The sequence below is a fragment of the Anoxybacillus ayderensis genome (genome assembly GCF_000833605.1).
Classification (GTDB): Bacteria; Bacillota; Bacilli; order Bacillales; family Anoxybacillaceae; genus Anoxybacillus; species Anoxybacillus ayderensis.
On sequence record NZ_JXTG01000002.1, the window covers coordinates 25,573 to 47,420 of the forward strand.

Annotated in this window: 20 protein-coding genes; 19 read left to right on the plus strand and 1 reads right to left on the minus strand. The window is 41.4% G+C overall.

Annotated elements, in window-relative coordinates:
- Window positions 1–3 precede the first annotated feature (3 nt).
- The 18 genes from polX to uvrC all read left to right on the plus strand — a co-directional run bounded on the left by polX (window position 4) and on the right by uvrC (window position 20,501).
- Window positions 4–1,713 carry a DNA polymerase/3'-5' exonuclease PolX gene (gene polX / locus JV16_RS02410; RefSeq protein WP_021093812.1) on the plus strand — a complete coding sequence of 570 codons (1,710 nt, stop codon included), beginning with the start codon at window positions 4–6 and terminating at the stop codon, window positions 1,711–1,713.
- A gap of 19 nt (window positions 1,714–1,732) precedes the next feature.
- Window positions 1,733–4,078, plus strand: a complete 2,346-nt coding sequence (locus JV16_RS02415; RefSeq protein WP_021093813.1) for an endonuclease MutS2 — start codon at window positions 1,733–1,735, stop codon at window positions 4,076–4,078.
- An 11-nt stretch (window positions 4,079–4,089) separates the two neighbouring features.
- Window positions 4,090–4,497 (plus strand): DUF350 domain-containing protein, encoded by a 408-nt coding sequence (locus JV16_RS02420; protein ID WP_009361806.1) that lies wholly within the window; start codon window positions 4,090–4,092, stop codon window positions 4,495–4,497.
- 201 nt (window positions 4,498–4,698) lie between these two features.
- Window positions 4,699–6,375 carry a long-chain-fatty-acid--CoA ligase gene (locus JV16_RS02425; RefSeq protein WP_021093814.1) on the plus strand — a complete coding sequence of 559 codons (1,677 nt, stop codon included), beginning with the start codon at window positions 4,699–4,701 and terminating at the stop codon, window positions 6,373–6,375.
- Between the two features lie 96 nt (window positions 6,376–6,471).
- A complete protein-coding gene (locus tag JV16_RS02430; RefSeq protein ID WP_021093815.1) occupies window positions 6,472–7,053 on the plus strand; it encodes a TetR/AcrR family transcriptional regulator in 582 nt (193 codons plus the stop codon).
- A 37-nt stretch (window positions 7,054–7,090) separates the two neighbouring features.
- Complete coding sequence (locus tag JV16_RS02435) at window positions 7,091–7,858, plus strand: enoyl-CoA hydratase (protein WP_021093816.1); 768 nt, start codon at window positions 7,091–7,093, stop codon at window positions 7,856–7,858.
- A 15-nt stretch (window positions 7,859–7,873) separates the two neighbouring features.
- Entirely contained in the window at window positions 7,874–8,647 is a 774-nt protein-coding gene (locus JV16_RS02440) for an electron transfer flavoprotein subunit beta/FixA family protein (protein ID WP_021093817.1), read from the plus strand.
- Window positions 8,648–8,663: 16 nt separating this feature from the next.
- Window positions 8,664–9,641, plus strand: coding sequence for an electron transfer flavoprotein subunit alpha/FixB family protein (locus JV16_RS02445; RefSeq protein WP_021093818.1), 978 nt, complete (start codon window positions 8,664–8,666; stop codon window positions 9,639–9,641).
- Between the two features lie 146 nt (window positions 9,642–9,787).
- Window positions 9,788–10,102, plus strand: coding sequence for a thioredoxin (gene trxA / locus JV16_RS02450; protein ID WP_009361800.1), 315 nt, complete (start codon window positions 9,788–9,790; stop codon window positions 10,100–10,102).
- A gap of 125 nt (window positions 10,103–10,227) precedes the next feature.
- Window positions 10,228–11,436 carry a hypothetical protein gene (locus JV16_RS02455; RefSeq protein WP_021093819.1) on the plus strand — a complete coding sequence of 403 codons (1,209 nt, stop codon included), beginning with the start codon at window positions 10,228–10,230 and terminating at the stop codon, window positions 11,434–11,436.
- Between the two features lie 76 nt (window positions 11,437–11,512).
- Window positions 11,513–12,460 (plus strand): NAD-dependent epimerase/dehydratase family protein, encoded by a 948-nt coding sequence (locus JV16_RS02460; protein WP_021093820.1) that lies wholly within the window; start codon window positions 11,513–11,515, stop codon window positions 12,458–12,460.
- Entirely contained in the window at window positions 12,450–13,367 is a 918-nt protein-coding gene (locus JV16_RS02465) for a lysylphosphatidylglycerol synthase transmembrane domain-containing protein (RefSeq protein WP_021093821.1), read from the plus strand. Before JV16_RS02460 ends, JV16_RS02465 begins: the two co-directional genes overlap by 11 nt.
- The gene (locus tag JV16_RS02470) at window positions 13,364–14,803 is read left to right on the plus strand and encodes an alkaline phosphatase family protein (RefSeq protein ID WP_021093822.1); all 1,440 of its coding nucleotides are present in this window, start codon (window positions 13,364–13,366) and stop codon (window positions 14,801–14,803) included. Before JV16_RS02465 ends, JV16_RS02470 begins: the two co-directional genes overlap by 4 nt.
- A complete protein-coding gene (locus JV16_RS02475; protein WP_021093823.1) occupies window positions 14,803–15,525 on the plus strand; it encodes a glycosyltransferase family 2 protein in 723 nt (240 codons plus the stop codon). Before JV16_RS02470 ends, JV16_RS02475 begins: the two co-directional genes overlap by 1 nt.
- 76 nt (window positions 15,526–15,601) lie before the next feature.
- Window positions 15,602–16,348 (plus strand): hypothetical protein, encoded by a 747-nt coding sequence (locus tag JV16_RS02480; RefSeq protein ID WP_042534103.1) that lies wholly within the window; start codon window positions 15,602–15,604, stop codon window positions 16,346–16,348.
- Between the two features lie 18 nt (window positions 16,349–16,366).
- Window positions 16,367–17,281 carry an FTR1 family iron permease gene (locus tag JV16_RS02485; protein WP_021093825.1) on the plus strand — a complete coding sequence of 305 codons (915 nt, stop codon included), beginning with the start codon at window positions 16,367–16,369 and terminating at the stop codon, window positions 17,279–17,281.
- Window positions 17,282–17,326: 45 nt separating this feature from the next.
- Window positions 17,327–18,727, plus strand: a complete 1,401-nt coding sequence (locus JV16_RS02490) for a glycosyltransferase family 39 protein (RefSeq protein ID WP_042534105.1) — start codon at window positions 17,327–17,329, stop codon at window positions 18,725–18,727.
- Complete coding sequence (gene uvrC, locus JV16_RS02495; RefSeq protein ID WP_021093827.1) at window positions 18,720–20,501, plus strand: excinuclease ABC subunit UvrC; 1,782 nt, start codon at window positions 18,720–18,722, stop codon at window positions 20,499–20,501. Before JV16_RS02490 ends, uvrC begins: the two co-directional genes overlap by 8 nt.
- 3 nt (window positions 20,502–20,504) lie before the next feature.
- On the opposite strand, the gene JV16_RS02500 is transcribed toward uvrC, so the two are convergent.
- Window positions 20,505–20,942: a YslB family protein gene (locus JV16_RS02500; RefSeq protein WP_021093828.1), complete on the minus strand. Its 438-nt coding sequence runs from the start codon at window positions 20,940–20,942 to the stop codon at window positions 20,505–20,507.
- A gap of 286 nt (window positions 20,943–21,228) precedes the next feature.
- Between JV16_RS02500 and JV16_RS02505 the strand changes: the two genes are divergently transcribed.
- Window positions 21,229–21,837 (plus strand): succinate dehydrogenase cytochrome b558 subunit, encoded by a 609-nt coding sequence (locus JV16_RS02505; RefSeq protein ID WP_006320322.1) that lies wholly within the window; start codon window positions 21,229–21,231, stop codon window positions 21,835–21,837.
- Window positions 21,838–21,848: the final 11 nt, after the last annotated feature.

The window sequence follows — 21,848 nt, forward strand, 5'->3', positions numbered from 1 at the left end:
AAAATGGAAAAAAGTAAAAAAGAAGCGATTCGTTTGCTTGAAACAATCGCTTTATATATGGAGATCAAAGGAGAAAATCCGTTTAAAGTGTCCGCCTTTCGCAAAGCAGCTTCAGCGTTAGAACGAGATGAACGCGCCTTAACACATATTGCTGATTTTACATCGATTGCAGGCATTGGGAAAGGAACCGCGGCCGTTTTACAACAATGGCTGCAGACAGGGACGAGCGATGTGCTTGAACAGTTAAAAAAAGAAATTCCTGAAGGATTGTTTCCGCTTTTAAAATTGCCGGGACTTGGCGGGAAAAAAATTGCTAAGCTGTATCATGAGCTACGTGTGACCGATATCGAAACATTAAAAGAGGCATGTTTAGCTCAACGAGTGCGACAATTAAGCGGTTTCGGCGCAAAAACAGAAGAAAACATTTTAGCCGCACTCGCTAATCTCTATGCGCGTCCTGAGCGGTTGCCGATTGCATTCATGCTTGAAGTGGCTTTAGATGTCGAACGTCAGCTTGCGAAGATGGAAGGGATTGTTCAGTTTTCGCGCGCGGGCAGTTTGCGCCGTGTATGCGAGACGATAAAAGATTTAGATTTTATTATTGCAACAAACGATCATTCGCGTGTTCGTGAGCAGTTGTTGCAACTTGAACATATTCATGACGTTGTTGCAAACGGTGACACGAAAGTATCGTTGCAGTTAAAGTATGAGTATGTTGTCAATGTTGATTTCCGCATCGTTTCTCCTGAACATTTTGCTACGACGCTTCATCATTTTACTGGTTCAAAAGATCATAACGTGCGCATGCGTCAGTTAGCGAAAGAACGTGGTGAAAAAATTAGCGAGTACGGTGTGGAGCATATACAAACAGGTGAAGTGAAAACGTTTGCGACAGAAGAGCAATTTTTTGCTCATTTTCATTTGCCGTTTATTCCTCCAGAACTGCGTGAAAGTGGACAAGAAGTCGATGAATATGACGGGACGCCGCTCCTTTCGTTAGCCGATATACGCGGCGATTTACATATGCATACGACATGGAGCGACGGTGCGTTTTCGATTGAACAAATGGCGGAAGCATGCCGGAAAAAAGGGTATCGTTATATGGCGATTACCGATCATTCGCAGTTTTTAAAAGTAGCCAATGGGTTAACTGTCGAACGATTAAAACGGCAACAAGAAGAAATTGCTCGCCTGAACGAACAATACGATGACTTTGTTATTTTATCTGGCATTGAAATGGATATTTTACCAGATGGAACGTTAGATTTTTCTGATGATATATTACAAACCGTTGACTTTGTCATCGCTTCCATTCATTCCGCTTTTTCACAACGAGAAGAAACGATAATGAAACGTCTAAAAGAAGCGCTAATGAATCCATATGTTCATATGATTGCTCATCCGACTGGACGGTTAATTGGCGAGCGAAGCGGATACGCTGTAAACATAGATGAATTGTTACAGCTTGCGAAAGAAACAAATACGGTGCTAGAACTAAATGCAAATCCACATCGCCTCGATTTAACGTACACCTATTTACAAAAAGCGCAGCAACTTGGTGTTAAAATTGCGATTAACACAGATGCGCACAATATTCGTATGCTTGATGATATGGAACTCGGTGTTGCATTCGCACGGAAAGGATGGATTCGAAAAGAGACGGTCATTAATACATGGGATGTCGACCAACTCATGTCTTTTTTACGAAAATAAACAGCAGGAGGGTTACTCGGTGCACGTGAAAACGTTACACATTGTTGAGTTTGATAAAGTAAAAGCACAACTTGCGGAATATGCGTCTTCCTCATTAGGAAAAGAAAAAGTTGTAGCGCTTATGCCGTCATCACATGTTGAAGAAGTTGTGCGTTGGCAAGAAGAAACAGATGAAGCGGCAACGGTTCTTCGTTTGCGCGGTCACGTTCCGTTAGGTGGTATATTTGATGTACGCCCACAAACGAAGCGTGCGAGCATCGGGGGAACGCTTAGCCCACATGAACTTCTCGATATCGCAAGCACGATGCGAGCGGCAAGGCAGTTGAGAAAATTTTTAGAAGGGACGGAGGCAGAGCTTCCGCATATGATGGCATATGCCGAGCGAATCGTCCCCCTCGTTGAGCTTGAGCAACATATATATCGCTGTATTGATGAAAGCGGGGAAGTGCTTGATGAAGCAAGTGATCGGCTTCGTTCGTTGCGCCACCAACTACGCACGATTGAAGGGCGAGTGCGCGATAAGTTAGAAAGTATTATTCGCTCATCATCCGCTCAAAAAACATTGTCTGATGCGATTATTACGATTCGTAACGATCGGTACGTCATTCCAGTCAAGCAAGAATATCGCCATACGTATGGTGGCATTGTACACGATCAGTCTTCATCGGGCGCGACGTTATTTATTGAACCGCAATCAGTTGTAGAATTAAACAATGAACTGCAACAATTGCGTGTAAAAGAAAAGCAAGAAATTGAACGGATTTTAAGTGAATTATCTGCCTCTGTGGGAGAGCAGGCGACAACGATTATTGAAAACGTTGCATTGCTCGCACATCTTGACTTTTTGTTCGCTAAGGCAAAATATGCTAAAGTGATCAAAGCAACAAAGCCAGCGATCAATGAGCGTGGATATATTCGCCTCATTCAAGCTCGTCATCCGCTTATTCCACCTGATCAAGTCGTTCCAAACGATATTGAACTAGGAAACGACTACACGACAATGGTAATTACAGGACCGAATACCGGGGGGAAAACGGTCACGTTAAAAACGATTGGCTTGTTTACCATCATGGCGCAAGCTGGATTGCAAGTACCAGCGTTAGACGGATCGCAACTAGCCGTATTTCGTTCGGTGTATGCTGATATTGGAGATGAGCAATCGATTGAACAAAGTTTAAGTACGTTTTCTTCTCATATGGTCAATATTGTTGAGATTTTAAAACAAGTGGACGAGCATAGCCTCGTTTTATTTGATGAGCTTGGTGCAGGAACGGATCCACAAGAAGGTGCAGCATTAGCCATTGCTATTTTAGATGAAGTGCATAACCGTGGCGCCCGCGTCGTAGCGACAACACACTATCCTGAATTAAAAGCATACGGCTATAATCGTCGTGGTGTGATGAATGCAAGCGTTGAATTTGACATCGAAACGTTAAGTCCGACGTATAAACTATTGATCGGTATTCCCGGTCGAAGCAATGCGCTTGATATTTCTCGTCGGCTCGGATTAGATGAACATATTATTGCGCGCGCACGCACGTATATTAGTGCGGAAAACAATGAAGTCGAAAATATGATTGCTTCTCTAGAGCAAAGTAAAAAGCGGGCAGAAGAAGAGTGGGAGCGAGCAGAAAAACTTCGTCAAGAAGCGGAACAGTTGCGAAACGAATTAGAAAAGCAGTGGAACGAATGGCATGAACAACGTGATCGTTTGCTAGAAAAAGCGAAAGAAGAAGCAGAACTGATTGTGAAAAGAGCGATGAAAACCGCAGAAGAAGTCATTCAAAACCTTCGCGAGATGCAAAAACAACAAGCGGTCGCGATGAAAGAACATGAACTCATCGATGCGCGTAAAAAGCTAGAAGAAGCTATACCACAAATCGACACGAAAAAGAAAAAGCGAGTGCAGAAAGAAAAGCAACCTTTACAACCTGGTGATGAAGTGAAAGTCACCCACCTCAATCAAAAAGGGCAGTTGATTGAGAAAGTATCCGACAAAGAGTGGCTTGTGCAAATCGGTATTTTAAAAATGAAAGTGGATGAAGAAAATTTGCAGTATGTAAGCAGTCCAACGCCAATGGAGACAAAGCCGATTGCGACGGTGAAAGGACGCGATTATCACGTTCCGCTTGAGCTAGATTTGCGTGGTGAACGATATGAAGATGCGTTGCTTCGCGTTGAAAAGTATATTGATGACGCAGTATTAGCAGGGTACCCACGCGTGTCCATTATTCACGGAAAAGGAACAGGCGCACTTCGAAAAGGGGTGCAACAATATTTACAAAATCATCGTTCGGTGAAAAGCATTCGGTTTGGTGAAGCGACTGAAGGGGGAACAGGCGTCACCATTGTCGAATTACGATGACAGGAGGAACTATGAGCGCTTTTTGGGAAAATGAAATGATTCATATTGCTGCCAATTTTAGTGTCGTCATTTTATGTTTAGTTTTATTTTTAGCTATTTTTGAGCTTGTGACGAAATATAAAAACTGGGAAGAAATTAAAAAAGGAAATATGGCGGTAGCGATGGCGACAGGCGGAAAAATATTTGGTATTGCGAATATTTTTCGTTATTCAATCGATCATCACGATTCACTATTAACGATGATCGGTTGGGGGATTTATGGCTTTGTTTTGCTTTTAGTCGGTTATTTTATTTATGAGTTTTTAACACCAAAGTTTAACATTGACGATGAAATTGCCAACGATAATCGCGCGGTAGGATTTATTTCGATGGTCATTTCCATCGGTTTGTCGTTTGTCATCGGAGCAAGTATACGGTGAGAGGAGAAAGAAATGGAAACGTTAGCGAAAGTATTGCTTGTATTGTGCGGTGTATTTTTACTTATAGGTGTCATATACCTTACGTTTTTTGCATAAAAGGTGTCAGTAGGCACCTTTTTTTATTTTTTAATTTTTTTGATACAAAAATTTCAGAAAATATTATAAAATATAAATAATCTTATAGTAAAAGGGGGAAGAGAAATGGAGAAGCCATGGCTAGCGTTATATCCTCAGCAAGTTCCTCATTCAATTGATTATCCGCGCAAGCCGTTGCAACAATTTTTAAAAGAAGCGGCGGAGCAGTTTCCGCACAAAACAGCGATTCACTTTTTAGGAAAGGAGTTGACGTACAAAGAAATATATGAGCAAGCGATCAAGTTAGCGTCGTATTTGCAACAGCTCGGTTTAGAAAAAGGCGATCGCGTATCGATTATGTTGCCAAATTGTCCTCAAGCGGTCATTAGCTATTATGCCGTTTTGTTTGCAGGTGGTATTGTCGTGCAAACAAATCCGCTATATACCGAGCGAGAGTTGCAATATCAGTTAAATGACAGCGGTGCAAAAATTATTATTGCTCTTGATTTACTTTATCCAAGAATCATAAAAGTGAAAGCGCATACAAATGTTGAACATATGATCATTACAAGTATAAAAGATTATTTACCGTTTCCGAAAAACGTATTATATCCGTTTGTACAAAAGAAACAAACAGGAATGATTGTGCGCGTCAAACATGAAGGAGATTGTCATTTGTTTACGAAAGCATTATCGTTAGCGAGTGGAAAAGTAAAAGAAGCGCATGTTGATCCGGTCGAAGATGTTGCTCTGCTTCAATATACAGGTGGAACGACAGGATTTCCGAAGGCGGCCATGCTTACACACTATAATTTAACAGCAAACACGTTTATGTGTACAAAATGGATGTATAAATGTGAGCGCGGCAATGAATCGATTCTCGGAGTGCTTCCGTTTTTCCACGTATATGGGATGACGGCGGTCATGAACTTATCCATTATGGAAGGATATAAAATGATTTTATTGCCAAAGTTTGATGTTGAAACGACGTTAAAAACGATCGAAAAACAGCGGCCAACGCTATTTCCGGGGGCGCCAACAATTTACATCGCGCTACTGAACCACCCGAGTTTGAAAAAATACGATTTATCATCGATTAAAATATGTATTAGCGGCTCAGCTCCACTTCCAGTTGAAGTGCAAGAACAATTTGAAACGGTAACAGGCGGAAAAATTATTGAAGGATACGGTTTAACAGAAGCATCCCCTGTGACGCATTCCAATTTCATTTGGGATGGAAAACGAATCAAAGGAAGTATCGGTGTGCCTTGGCCAGATACAGAGGCGATGATCGTTTCATTAGAAACAGGTGAGCGGGCAAATGTAAATGAAATCGGAGAAATTGTTGTTCGTGGACCGCAAGTGATGAAAGGGTATTGGAATCGCCCAGAAGAAACGGCTGCGACGCTTCGGGACGGATGGCTATATACAGGTGACTTAGGCTATATGAACGACGAAGGTTATTTCTTTGTTGTAGATCGGAAAAAAGATATGATTATTGCGAGCGGTTATAACGTATATCCGCGCGAAGTAGAAGAAGTGTTATATGAGCATCCGAAAGTGCAAGAAGCGGTCGTCATTGGTGTCCCTGATGCTTATCGCGGTGAGACGGTAAAAGCATTTATTGTGCTGAAAGAAGGAGAACAGTGCACAGAAGAAGAGCTTGACCAATTTATGAGAAGTAAATTGGCGGCATATAAAGTGCCACGCATTTATGAATTTAGAAAAGAATTGCCAAAAACAGCAGTCGGAAAAATATTGCGCCGTGCGCTTGTTGAAGAAGAAAAAGAAAAGCAAAAATAACCTTTGCACGTTTTTTCTTGACACGCTTTTGACCTCTCTTTAAAATAAAAATATGAATGATTGTTCATTCATATTTTTGAAAGGGAGAATGCAAAGTTGAAACGCGATAAACCGAAGTTTAAACAAATTATTGATGCAGCTGTGATCGTCATTGCTGAAAATGGCTACCATCAAGCGCAAGTCTCGAAAATTGCGAAACAAGCGGGTGTAGCGGATGGTACGATCTACTTGTATTTTAAAAATAAAGAAGATATTTTAATTTCGTTGTTTCAAGAAAAAATGGGATATTTTATCGAAAAAATTGAAGAAGAAATAGAAGGAATTTCGAGTCCGTCGGAGAAGTTGTTCTTGTTGATTCAAAAACATTTTCAAATGTTAGCGGCAGAGCCGCATTTAGCAATCGTTACCCAATTGGAACTTCGACAATCGAATAAATCGTTACGTCTGAAAATTAACGAAATTTTGAAAGGATATTTGAAAGTAGTCGATCGTATTGTACAAGAAGGGATTGACAAAGGGGAATTTCGTTCGGATTTAGACGTACGGCTTACGCGTCAAATGATTTTCGGAACCATTGACGAAATGGTGACGACATGGGTAATGAATGAGCAAAAATATGATCTTGTCGCATTAGCAAGACCGGTTCATCAGTTGTTAACGAAAGGTTGTTGTGTATAAACAACAACCTTCCGGATATATACGAAGGAGGGGGAACATGTTTTCCGTTCAACAAGAGGGGTATGTGACAATTTTGACGCTTCATCGTCCGCCAGCCAATGCCTTAGCCTCTTCTGTTTTGAAAGAGCTTTCAGAACGGCTTGATACACTAAAAGAAGATGATCAAGTGCGTGTCATTGTTCTTCATGGGGAAGGAAGATTTTTTTCAGCTGGTGCGGATATTAAAGAATTTACAGCGATTGATGCGAGCGAACAAGCGGCTGAACTCGCTCGTGCAGGGCAACAAGTGATGGAGAAAATTGAACAGTTTCCGAAACCGATTATTGCGGCCATTCACGGTGCCGCACTCGGTGGAGGTTTAGAGTTGGCGATGAGTTGCCATCTGCGCATCGTATCTGAAACTGCTAAACTTGGTTTGCCAGAACTACAGCTTGGCATTATTCCTGGATTTGCAGGTACGCAGCGTTTGTTGCGCCACGTCGGTATGGCAAAAGCGTTAGAAATGATGTGGACAAGCGAACCGATAACAGGAGTAGAAGCTGTTCAATGGGGGCTAGCAAATCAAGCGGTGCCAGAAGAACAGTTGCTTCATACAGCAAAGCAACTTGCACAAAAAATTGCTCAAAAGAGCCCGATTTCTGTTCAAGCGGTATTGCAGCTTGTTAATGAGGCAAGAACAAAAATGTTCCACGAATGTGTGGAAAAAGAGGCGCAACTTTTTGGGCAAGTATTTGTCACGGAAGATGCGAAAGAAGGTATTTCTGCATTTATTGAAAAACGGACACCACAGTTCCGAGGAAAATAAGAGGGGGAGAGAAGCATGAATATTTTCGTATTAATGAAACGTACATTTGATACGGAAGAAAAAATTGTGATTCAAAATGGGAAAGTAAGTGAAGAAGGTGCGGAATTTATCATTAATCCGTACGATGAATATGCGATTGAAGAAGCGATTCAAGTGCGCGATCAACACGGTGGAGAAGTGACAGTTGTCACCGTCGGGAACGAAGATGCGGAAAAAGAGCTTCGCACAGCGCTTGCGATGGGGGCCGATAAAGCGGTGCTCATTAACATTGAAGACGATGTAGAAAACCGCGATCAATATACAACGGCAAAAGTGCTTGCGGAGTATTTAAAAGATAAAGAAGCCGATTTAATTTTAGCAGGGAACGTAGCGATTGACGGTGGTTCAGGTCAAGTCGGCCCACGCGTTGCTGAATTGTTAGGCATTCCTTACGTAACGACAATTACGAAACTAGAAATTGATGGAACAAATGTGAAAGTGGTGCGCGATGTTGAAGGGGACGAAGAAGTGATTGAAACATCGTTACCGTTATTAGTGACGGCGCAACAAGGTTTAAATGAACCGCGTTATCCGTCATTGCCGGGGATTATGAAAGCGAAAAAGAAACCGCTTGAGGAATTAGAGCTTGATGATTTGGATTTGGAAGAAGAAGATGTCGAAGCGAAAACGAAAACGATTGAAATCTTTTTACCACCGAAAAAAGAAGCGGGGAAAATTTTACAAGGTGACATTTCGGAGCAAGTAAAAGAACTCGTTTCACTTCTTCATACGGAAGCAAAAGTCATTTAATAGGGGGATGGGGATTATGGCAAGAAAAGTGTTAACATTAGCTGAAGTGCGCGATGGAGCGTTGCGCAACGTATCGTTTGAAGCAATTGCTGCGGCAAAAACGATCGCGGAAGGCGGAGAGGTTGTTTCTGTCGTTGTCGGAGCGAGCGTTCGCTCATTAGCGAATGAGCTCATTGCTTACGGTGCAGACCGTGTCATTGTTGTCGAGCATGAAAAATTAGCGGCTTATACACCAGACGGTTATGCTCAAGCGTTGCAAGCGGTTGTCGAGCAAGAGAAGCCAGAAGGAATTGTATTCGGACATACAGCGCTTGGAAAAGATTTATCGCCAAAACTTGCTGCAAAATGGCAATCTGGGCTTGTGTCCGACGTTGTTGCTGTTGAAGAAACGGGAGGAAATATCGTTTTTACGAGACCAATTTATTCGGGTAAAGCGTTTGAAAAGAAAATTGTTACAGATGGTTTCATGTTTGTTACCGTTCGTCCGAACAACATCGCTCCACTTGAAAAAGATGAGAGTCGTACAGGTGCGATCGTTGACGTGCAAGTAGATATAAAGGATTTACGCACAATCGTTCGTGACGTTGTGCGAAAAACAGCAGAAGGTGTCGATTTATCTGAAGCGAAGGTGATTGTTGCTGGAGGACGTGGCGTCAAAAGTGCCGAAGGATTCGAGCCATTGAAAGAGTTAGCGAACTTGCTTGGCGGTGCGGTTGGGGCATCGCGTGGGGCGTGCGATGCAGGATATTGCGACTATTCTCTTCAAATCGGTCAAACGGGAAAAGTCGTTACACCAGATTTATATATTGCATGCGGCATTTCTGGTGCTATCCAACATTTAGCAGGCATGTCTAACTCGAAAGTGATCGTAGCGATTAATAAAGATCCAGAAGCGAACATTTTCAAAGTAGCAGACTACGGCATCGTTGGTGACTTATTTGAAGTCGTTCCGCTTTTAATTGAGGAGTTTAAAAAATTAAAAGTACATTCGTAAGGCAGAGCATGATGCTTTGCCTTTTCTTTTCAGCATATTTTTTAACGACAAGGAAATAGTAGAAGCGAAGCAAAAGATTGGCGTAATGAATACGTTCAATGGTATACTATGTGCATGGAACTGAAATGCTTAAGGAGGAATGAAACATGGCAATTGTAAATGCAACAGATCAAACGTTTGTAAATGAAGTAAAAGAAGGAGTTGTGCTCGTTGACTTTTGGGCACCTTGGTGCGGACCTTGCAAAATGATTGCACCTGTATTAGAAGAAGTTGATCGCGAGCTTGGCGGCAAAGTGAAGGTTGTGAAAGTAAACGTCGATGACAACCCAGAAACAGCTGGAAAATTTGGCGTTATGAGCATCCCAACGTTGTTTGTCTTTAAAAATGGTGAAGTTGTCGACAAAACAGTTGGTTTCCAGCCAAAAGAAGCGCTTGTTGGTCTTTTAAGCAAACATTTATAATCGACATGCCTCGGAGAAACCCGAGGTATTTTTTTTGAAATTTTATATTGACATTGAAAATCGTTCTCTACTATAATGATAACGGTTAATGAAAATCGTTATCAAAAAAGGGGGATACATACGAAATGAAAAAACGTCAATTAAAAGCTGTATTTGCCATGTTTTTATTAGCAGGTGGAGTGCTTGCAGGTTGCGGCCAACAAAAAACGGAAACGACAGAGAAGAAGGAAGAAACAAAAGTAGAGGAAAAACAAGAAGAGCAACAACAAGCTGAACCTGAGCAAGCAGAAGAGCAAGTAAACGTTCAAGCGTTCATTGATGCTTATAAAGCGATCAAAGCAGAAACAGAAAAAGCGAAAGAAGGACAACCAGTTGATTGGAGCCTTGTGGAAAAAACATATACAGAGCAACTACAAAAGCCAATTAACGAACTAGATGGTACATTTGCCCAAACGATTGAAGCAGCGATTCAAGGTGGAAAAAGCGGAGAGCTAAACGTACATCCAGCGCGCCAAATTGTAGATAAAGTGACGCAGTCGTATTTTTATCAGTTGCAAAAGAAATTGCAAAAAGACGTTGTAGCTGCACTTGAAGCTGGCGACCAACAAAAAGCGACAACATTGTTCGAACAAATTAAGTTGCTAGCAGCGGAAATTTTCGTTCCAACAGCGATGAAACGTGATGAATATTATCAATTAACAGGAGAATCTAGCCTTGAGCAAAGCATTAACGCTGGTTTAGCTGCGCAAGAAGAAGCGTTAAAAGCAAATAACGTAGATGATTTTAAAGTGTACATTCAGTTAACGGATAAATCGATCTATCGCAGCTTCTATTTAGCATCAAAATCATATGCTGAAAAAATTGAAGCAGGTGTGAAAGAAGGTAAAGCAGAAGATGAGCTAAAAGGTCAACAAGCAGAAGCGTGGGGCTTTTTACAAGCGATCAAAGGCTCTTTAGCTGAAGGAGATGAAGCTGCAACAACTCGTTTAGATGAGATTTTATCATTGAATAATGATTACAAAAACATTAAAGCAGAAGAAGTAAGCGCATTATATGCAAAAGCGTTGTTTGGCAAAATGAAAGGCTATCATGAAAAAGCATCGGCACAGTTAGACGAAAATAACGTTGTCGAAGCGAAAGCAAAAGCGTTAGAAGGAAACATGTTCTTAAAGGCGATCGAATTAGATGTGAAAGCAAAATTAGGTGAGCAAAAGGCTGCAGACGTGTTTGCTACTGCAGAAAAATGGTATAACGCCATTGCTGAAAACAAAAAAGATGAAGCTGCTCAACATAGCAAAGCTGTGCTTGATGCTGTCAGTGCGATCATTCAATAAAAAAGAGCCGCGCATAACACGCGGCTTTTTTATTATGATACAATAGTAGCGCATAAACGATGAGGGAGTCAGATAAATGGCAAAAGTATGTATCACAGGTGGAGCAGGATTTATTGGTAGTCATCTAGGAAAAAAAATGCTTGAACTTGGACATGAACTTGTTGTGATCGACAACTTCCAGCCATATTACTCAACATATCGGAAACAGCGTCAGCTTCAACAAATAAAAGACGTCGGTTTTTTTCACTTTTACGATGTAGATATTTTGCAAGCGGATGTTTTAAAACAAATTTTTTTACATCACCGCCCTAATGTTGTGTTTCATTTAGCAGCGTTACCTGGCGTACAGCCATCATTAACGGAGCCGCTTGCGTATATTGACTACGATGTGAAAGCGACAGTAAACGTATTGCAAGCAGCAGGGGAGGCGGAGGTTGAGCATGTGTTGTTCGCCTCTTCTTCTTCTGTGTACGGCGATCAAGCGTTTCAGCCATTAAAAGAAGATATGGCGAATGGACAAGTCGTTTCCCCGTATGCAGCGGCAAAATATAGTGCGGAATCGTTTTGCCATGCATATGCGCATATATACGGTTACACGATGACGATTTTTCGTTATTTTACTGTATACGGACCGTGGGGGCGGCCGGATATGGCCATTAGCAAATTTATTCGTCAATTGTTGCGCGACGAGCCGATTACCGTTTACGGTGAACATACCGCTCGCGATTATACGTTTATTGATGACATTGTTGATGGAATGATTCGAGCGCTAGATCGGAAAGGGGCAAGTGATGTGTTTAACCTTGGGGCTGGTCAACCGGTGACGATGAAGCAGTTGCTTGCAGAGTTCCAAGCTCATTTTCCACATATGCGCATTCATTACGAACCTTCTCGGCTTGGCGATGTTGTCGCTACATGGGCGGATATTACGAAAGCGAAAGAACAGCTCGGATATGAGCCGCGCGTATCGTTACGAGAAGGATTAGCAAAGACGATTGAATGGGCGAAGCAATATGAAAAATAAACAAATCAACATCGTGATACGGCTCATTAGCTTTCTGTTTATTGCAATGTTTATATGGATGACTGTTCAACATTTTAATGCCCAACTGTTGTTCGATCTTATGCACACGCTTGTTTCGCAACCGTGGCATGCAAGTTATATGTTCATCATGTATGGGCTTGCCTTTGTTTTGCGTGCAATGGCATGGAAATGGTATTTGCCTCAGGCTCGTTTTCAAACGTGTATCGATGGGTTATTTGCTAGTTTATTTATCAATCACATTTTTCCGATTAAAATTGGCGATGCTGCTCGCATTGGCATATGCGCAAGGCGAGATCGCATCTCGTTTGCGATTGTTGCCGAGTCTGTCATTGTATTACGCCTTCTCGATTTGCTTGTTTTATTTTTCTTTGCTTTTTTTGGTGCAGTCGTTTATATGCACACCGTTATTCGTTCCGCCGTTATTTTTCCCCTCGTTTTCGGCGGTATCGTTATGTTGTTTTTCGTCCTTCGACGCATCGACTTGTCATGGCTACAAAAACATAAACAACATTGGAACATGATATGGAAAAGCCGTCGCTTTGTGCCGATTGTTGTTGCTGTTGTTTTCAGTTGGATATGTGAAGCTGTCGTTTTGTTTGAAATGGCGAAAATGGTTGCCTTTCCACTTTCATTTGCTCAATCGTTATGGGTAAATAGTATGACCGTTGGAGGACAAATATTTCAAATGACTCCTGGAGGATTAGCTACGTATGAAGCCGTTATGGCATTTGCGTTAACGCGCATTCATCCGTATTGGGAACAAGCATACGCCCTTGCGTTAGTGACCCATTTGTTTAAATTTTTATTTTCTTATGTCGTCGGACTATATGTATGGTTTCGCATCCCGACATTATGGACATTCGTTCGAAAGGAGGACGCAGCGTGAAAAAAGCATCGAAGTTTGAAAAAATAGCGGCAAGATGTTGGAACTTATTAAATGAAGGAAAACCATTTACTCCAATTTTTGTCATCGGAACGATCGTTCTTTTTCATTTATTTGATGGTATGACGTTGGAAGAAGGGGAAAAGTTATTTCGTAGCTTTTTACTCACCATCCCCCTTTTCGTTTTGTACTACGTATATGACTATCCGTTATTTTTACGTAACTATTTATGGGTTCCGTACGTCATGTTTTTAATGATTTGGTCTTTCGTTCCAACGAGCTTACTTTTGCTTGCTGTCAGTCTCTACTTCTTTTTTACCGTTTTCTTTTGGGGAACGTTATATTATCATTTACGCATTGGAACAACGTGGTTGAACTTCACTCGCTTTTGGAAACTCGTATTAAAAAATAGCGACTCTACAAGCGGAAATGCACAAGAACAATTACCGAAAGTGTTGCTTCTTCTTTCTATGTGGGAATACGGGATGCAACATGATGTACATGTTCCGTCATTCATTGCTTTTTACGCATTTGTTTTCATATGGTCGTTTGTTTTGCATCGCTATTTATTTGACTGGAAACCGAAAGTCATCGATCAGTACACGAACAATGTGCCGACAAATGATAAGCCGTTGAGTGATCGCGTCATCGTCCTCGTGATTGATGGGATGAGAAAAGATCGTTTTGAACAAGCAAACGCTCCATTTTTAAAATCGCTCCGTGCCAACGGAACAGATTTTACACAAATGGAAACAGTATATCCTGCTCGGACGGTCGTTTGTTTTACGTCGATGCTTACAGGAACGTATCCGTTTGAGCACGGTATTCGTTCAAATATGGTATGGAAGTTAGGCATTCGAGTAGAAAGTATTTTTGATTCACTTCGAAAAGCAGGGAAAAAAGGAAAAGTGCTCGGTATCGCTCATCTTGTCGATTCCCTAGGAAATGATGTCGAAACAGTGACAGCTGTCATGCATAACGATGTGGCAGACCGTAACATTATGGAGCGAGCGAAACAAATCATGGCCGAACAAGATTTAGATTTATTTGTTGTTCAATTTATTGGAACGGATCAAACCGGTCATAGTCGCGGTGTACATTATGATGAGTATGTGCAAAAAATTGAAGAAGTTGATCGGCTCATTCAACAATTTGTTGAATGGTTGCATGAGCAAGGGAAAATGGACAACACGACGCTCATCGTTTGTGCCGATCATGGACAAGCAGATGGCATTGGTGGACACGGCCATTTAGACGAAGGAGAACGATATGTCCCATTTTTCATGTACGGTCCGATGATTGAAAAAGGAAAGCGCATTGACGAAAAACATAGCCTCGTTTCCCTTGCTCCAACGATTGCTTATTTGTTAGGAGCTCCATATCCGAGCCATAGCCGTGGCCCTGTGTTAGTCGAAGCGCTGAAGAAAGAGGGAAGATGATGAAAGTCGTTGTATTTTTGCCTGCACATAACGAGGAAGAAGCGATTGGAGAAGTCATTCGTCGCATTCCGAGACATATTGGATCGAATATAGAAGTGCATGTACTAGTTGTTGACGACGGCTCAACGGATCGTACGGTTGACGTCGCTAAGCAGGCGGGAGCTGATTTCATTTATCGACACGAACGAAATCGTGGGTTAGGGGCAGCTGTACGTACCGGTTTACAACAATGCATCGAACTTGAAGCCGACATCGGTGTCATGATTGATGCAGATAATGAATATCCACCAGAGCAAATCCCAGATCTCATCATGCCTATTTTATGTGGAGAAGCGGATTATACGATGGGTTCTCGCTTTTTAGGAACGATTCATGGGATGAAATGGCATCGCCGCATCGGAAATTATATGTTTACGTTGCTTCAATCCATTTTATTAAAAACATGGATTTACGATGGTCAATCAGGCATGCGGGCTTTTTCACGTGAGGCGATGGAAGAAGCGGAAATTATTCATGATTACAACTACGCTCAAGTATTGACGTTAAATTTAGTTCGCAAAGGATTCCGCTTAAAAGAAGTGCCGATTGTATATCAAGTGAGGACAACAGGTCAGTCGTTTATTAAGTTTACAGCTTACTTAAAACACGTTCTTCCTGCGATCGTGAAAGAAATGTGCCGTCCGGTAAAACGAAAGTATATGCGCTCTGTTCAACAACGCTAGAGAGAGATTCTCTAGCATTTTTTCTTGACAACAATCATGATAATTATTATCATTATCATCGAAGGAGGAGATCGGAGTGAAAAAGTTTTTATTTTTTTGTTTATCAATGATATTAATTTTTACTTCAGCCCCTATGTCTTCGTTCGCTTACTCATACGGTGATCCGAACGAAGAAGCGGTTGCTGAAGCGTATAAAGAGATGGTCGCGAAAGCGCAAGAGGGAAAGTTCGATGAAGTGAAGGCAATTTATGAAACGGTGCAAAAAGAAATTGATATGCATATGGGTCCAGAACCGTCTGCGATTATTTTAGAGGCGATTGAAAATAAAGATGAGGATACGATCGTTTCAGCAATGCAAAAAGTGCTTGTGTTAAACGTTGCGCGCCGTTTAGCAAATGTAGAAAAGAATTTCGATAATTACGATACGAGCAAACGTTTATTAGCGAAAGCATTTGCTACATATAAAGCTCTTTCCCCGATTGTACAACAAAACGATGCCGAGTTAGATGAAAAATTAAAACAACAGTTCGATGTTGCCCTTCAATCGCTCGGAAATCCGGGATTGTTTGGAGTAGGAAAGAAAGAATCGAACATCAATCAATTTAAAGAAAGCAAGCAAACGATTTTGAAAGCGTTGCAAGATCAATTTGAATTAGAAAATATTGAAACGGGTCATTTTACTGAAGAGGATTTAGATCGATTAGCAGCGGCAAAAAAGACGGAATGGACGGATTTGTCGGATGTGAAAAACTGGATTCCGATTATTGCTATTATCGCTGTTATTGTTGCGGTTGTCGTGTATGCCGCGAGAAAACGGAAGTAAAGAAAGGGGGCGCGTGCGTTGGAAGTTCAAGCACTGCTCATTACGTTTCGTGAAGCGTTAGAAGCGCTATTAATTGTTGGAATTATTACATCGTATTTGAAGCGCATTGATCAATCACGTTATGTGAAATATGTTTGGCTTGGCGCAGGGCTAGCTGTGTTTGCAAGCGCGATTGTCGCATTATTATTCCAAGTCGTGCTTACTGGTTTTTCCACGATGGCAAGCGAAATATATTTAAAGGTGAGCATCATCTTCATTTCTTCCATCTTGCTGACGCAAATGGTATTTTGGATGGCAGAAAATAGCAAAGATATAAAAAGTAGTATGGAAGGAAAAATGAGCAAATACGTGTCTAAAGGGGACGTATTTGGTATGGTGATGCATTCGTTTTTAGTTGTATTGCGCGAAGGAGTGGAGACGGTCTTTTTCTTCGCTGCCATTACAGGTGGAAACATCGGAGCAGCGGTACAAGGATGGGGAGCCATTACCGGTTTAACGATCGCTGCTATTGTCAGCTACATGTTCTTTAAAGGAACGATGCGCGTACCGTTAAAAACGTTTTTTAAAGTCACAGGTGCATTTATCATTTTGATTGCAGCAGGATTGCTTGTACAAGGCATTTCGATGTTGCAAGATTTAAAAATTATCGGTAGCGTCATGCCGCACGTGTACGATATTACATGGTTTATGCCGGAACATCCGATTGACCATGAACATTTCGTGCGTGACACAGGACAAGAACCGATTCTTTCTGGCGACGTCGGTATTTTCTTCAAGGCGTTATTCGGTTATTCATCGATGCCATCACTTGAAGAAGTGTTAGCATATATTGGTTATTTCGTCGTCATTTATTTACTTGTGAAAACACGTTATGGTGCGAAAGAAGAAAAAAACGAAAAAAATGAGAAGGTGCTTGAACAACAAGTGATGTAAAGTACAAGGGGAGCCTTGTACTTTTTTACTTAGGAGGGTTTTATTGTGCGAATCGTTTCAATCATCGTGCTGTTTACCGTATGCGCATCGTATTTCGTCTATGCTAGCCCATTTGCAGCAACGTGGGATGAAGTGGACTTTGCTCTCGCCCTCGATCGATATGATTTACTTGCGATGCAACCACATTTTCCAGGATATCCGTATTTTATTTTTGGCGGGATGCTCATTCATTCGTTTGTTGACAATGCTGCTAAAGCGCTTGCGATTTGGAATGGATTACTGATGACGAGTGCGATAATTCCAATTTATTTGCTTGCTAAAACATACGTAGAAAAAAAGTATGCGCCCTTCATGACAGCACTCGTCCAATCGCTTAGCTACGTCATGTTAATCGTTTCACAACCGATGTCGGAGGGGAGTGCTCTCGCTCTTTTATGGTGGTATGTGTGGAGTTTAGAACGGGCGCTTCACTCGGACCGTGTTCATGTGCAATGGCTACCGTTATTATTATTTAGCATCATGCTTGGTATTCGCTTATCGTACATTCCTTTTGGGGTTGGTATATTATATGTTTGGTGGAAGCGGAGGTATCGTTTGACACAGCTTTTGTTATACAGTTTGGTAGCGGTTGCGTTTCAATTCATTTGGATAAGTGCAGTAGCTGCAACGGAAGGAGAAGGTTTTTGGCAGCTTGCATTTTCATTCGTAACAGGGCATTTTACACAATGGGGAGGAACGGTTTCAACGGATGAGGCACCGTTTTGGCAGCGAGTATATCTCCTTATTTTTTATAATATCATTTGGACAGGCATGGCAAAGCAGTCTGTATGGCTACTTAGTTGTTTTTCTATTTTGTTCTTTATGACGTGGAAGCATATATTTCTTCCCAATTTATATCGTTTACTTTTATTGACGTATTTTCTTTGGGCGCTATTTGCGCAAAATATTGAAAAACCGAGGCATATATTGCCGATTGTCATCATCGTTTCATTCTTTTTGTTTGTAAGCGCCCTTCAGTCAACATCGCGCATGCGCCTCATCGTTATGCTCGTTTTACTCGTTTCTCAAACGGTAATCGGCATACAAGGGGTAAACAATCAAGCGACACAGTTGCCAGCGACGTATCAGTTGGCGTATGATTTTGAACAGAAAGAACAACCGTTTATTTTATTTACGTGGGAAGAGACGCGCGTTCTTGAATATTTACGTGTTTCTTTTCCGCATGAACGCGTGTTCTCGTTTGATGTTTTTCAACGTGAAAAAGCGGTATTTCCACATGCGAAAGTGTATGTGACTGATCATGTCGTCAAAGGGTTTCAAGCGCAAGGCATAGACGTTCGCCCATATATTCGCCCGGTTCGGACGTATGAATCGAGCTTATTGTCTGACCCTGTATATGGACGCATTACAGTATATGAATGGCGAGAGGAGGAAGAACGTGAATGAGCGATTAAAAGAAAAGTTGGCGATTTTGCCTGATCAGCCGGGATGCTATTTAATGAAAGATGCAGAAGGAACGGTCATTTACGTTGGAAAAGCGAAAGTGTTGAAAAATCGTGTTCGCTCTTATTTCACAGGCACACATGACGGAAAAACGCTTCGCTTAGTAAACGAAATTGCTGATTTTGAATATATCGTGACGTCTTCGGATTTAGAAGCGCTTATTTTAGAAATGAATTTAATAAAAAAATACGATCCGAAATATAACGTCATGTTAAAAGACGATAAAAGCTATCCATTCATTAAAATTACCGGTGAAACACATCCGCGTCTTATCATTACTCGGACGGTGAAAAAAGATAAAGGGAAATATTTTGGTCCGTACCCAAACGCCCAAGCGGCACATGAAACGAAAAAATTGCTCGATCGTTTATATCCGTTAAGAAAATGTGAGAAGATGCCGAAAAAAGTTTGTTTATATTATCATATGGGACAATGTTTAGGACCGTGTGAATATCACGTATCGGAAGAAGAAAATAAACAAATTGTTGAACAAATTACGCGCTTTTTAAACGGCGGCTATAAAGAAGTCAAAGAGACATTGACAGAAAAGATGATGGAAGCGGCGGAACAGTTACAGTTTGAGCGGGCGAAAGAATACCGCGACCAAATTTCGCATATCGAAACATTAATGGAAAAACAAAAAATGATTTTACACGATTTCGTTGACCGCGACATTTTTGGATATGCGTACGATAAAGGATGGATGTGCGTACAAGTATTTTTTATTCGACAAGGGAAGCTCATCGAACGAAACGTGTCGATGTTTCCGCTGTACCAAGAGCCGGAAGAAGAATTTTTAACGTTTTTAGGTCAATTTTACAGTAAACATTATCATTTAAAGCCACGCGAAGTTGTATTGCCACGAGAAATCGATGGAGAAATGGCGGCGAAATTGCTCGATGTGAACGTTACACAGCCGAAAAGCGGCAAAAAGAAAGAACTCGTCGACTTAGCTTGTAAAAATGCGCACATTGCGCTGCAAGAAAAGTTCTTTTTAATTGAACGTGACGAAGAACGAACGATTCGCGCGGTTGAACGGCTAGGTGAAGCGCTCGGGATTCCGACACCTCATCGGATTGAGGCGTTTGACAATTCAAACATTCAAGGAACAGACGCTGTTGCCGCCATGGTCGTATTTATTGACGGAAAGCCGGAAAAAAAAGAATATCGTAAATATAAAATAAAAACGGTGCAAGGGGCAGATGATTACGAGTCGATGCGCGAAGTCATTCGCCGACGCTATACTCGTGTATTACGCGAACGTTTACCGCTCCCTCATCTCATTGTTGTCGATGGAGGAAAAGGGCAAATACAAGCCGCAAAAGAAGTGTTGGAATGCGAACTTGGGTTATCAATTCCGATCGCTGGGTTAGTGAAAGACGAGAAACATCGGACATCCCATTTCCTTTTTGGTGATCCACCGAGCATCGTTTCATTAGAGAAAAATAGTCAAGAGTTTTATTTGCTGCAGCGCATTCAAGAAGAAGTGCACCGATTTGCGATTACATTTCATCGGCAAGTTCGTTCAAAATCTGCGTTTCATTCCATTCTCGATCAAATTCCGGGAGTTGGTGCAAAAAGAAAACAAGCGCTATTGCAACATTTCGGATCGATTAAAAAAATGAAAGAGGCAACGGTTGAACAGCTTCAAGAAGCGAACATTCCAAAACATGTGGCACAAAAAATTTACGAAACGCTTCAAACGTACGAAAGCTGACCGTCATCGGTCAGCTTCATCTTTTCGGTCCCATTTGACTGTGAATAAAACGGTTTTAGCGCGCCGCTTTTGCTGTTCAAACGCTTCTGTGACATATCCTTTTTGCTGTTCAAACTGTTGGGCAAGAAAGCCCGCCTCAAGTTGAAATGTGCACTCTTCACTATAATCGAACCGCATCGCAACGAGCGGTCCTTCTAATCGAAGTTCACATTGATCTTTTTTCTCTTCAAGCAACGATAAATTTCCCCAACCCGCTTGTTCAAAAAAAGCAATGACATCATCGATTGTAGCTAGCGGGTATTTTCTCGCTAAATCTTTTCCTGCCCAATACAAAATAAATGGCGTTTCTTTTCCGAACAAATTTGGCAACAATTCTTGCCGAAATAAAAAGTCGCTAAAAGCAGAAATATTCATTTGTTTCCACTGTTCATGCCCGCTCACGTTCAATTCCCCTCTCTATTTTTTCATTATAGCGCACAACAACATGAAAAACAGTATTGACTTTTCTTTTATTTCGGACTTCACTAGAAGTATAGTTGTTTTAAAATTTTAAATGATTGAACATTTCGTGAACACCTTTTCTTGACGCTCCTACATTCTGGGAGTACAATGAATGTGACAATGATCAATGGAAATGGAAGTGTTTACACTTCTATTGTTCATTGTCTAGTAGATGCGGATGGGAGCTCATAGAAAAGGAAGATGACAATTTCAAGGGGGGTTATGTATGGCACAAAATCGAGAGTTTTTTTATCGTCGACTCCATTCATTGCTCGGAGTCATTCCAGTCGGGCTGTTTTTAACACAGCATTTAGTTGTTAACCATTTTGCAACAAGAGGAGCAGACGCATTTAACAAGGCGGCCGCTTTTATGGAGCAGCTACCGTTTCGTTACTTTTTAGAAATTTTCGTTATTTTTCTTCCGCTATTATTTCATGCCATCTATGGGCTATATATCGCATTTACGGCACAAAACAATGTCAGTCGTTACGGATATTTTCGTAACTGGATGTTTATGTTGCAACGCTTAACGGGGATTATTACGCTCATTTTCGTCGTCTGGCACGTATGGGAAACGCGCGTTCAAGCTGCATTTGGTGCGGAAGTGAACTATGATATGATGGCGAACATCGTTGCGAACCCGTTTATGCTTGCATTTTATATTGTTGGAATCGTTTCTGCGGTATTTCACTTTGCAAATGGGCTATGGTCGTTTTTTGTTAGCTGGGGTATTACAGTGACTCCTCGTTCACAACAAATTTCTACATACGTGACAATGGGGATTTTTGTCGCGCTTTCGATCGTTGGTATACGCGCGATTTTAGCATTCGTTTAATCCACAACATT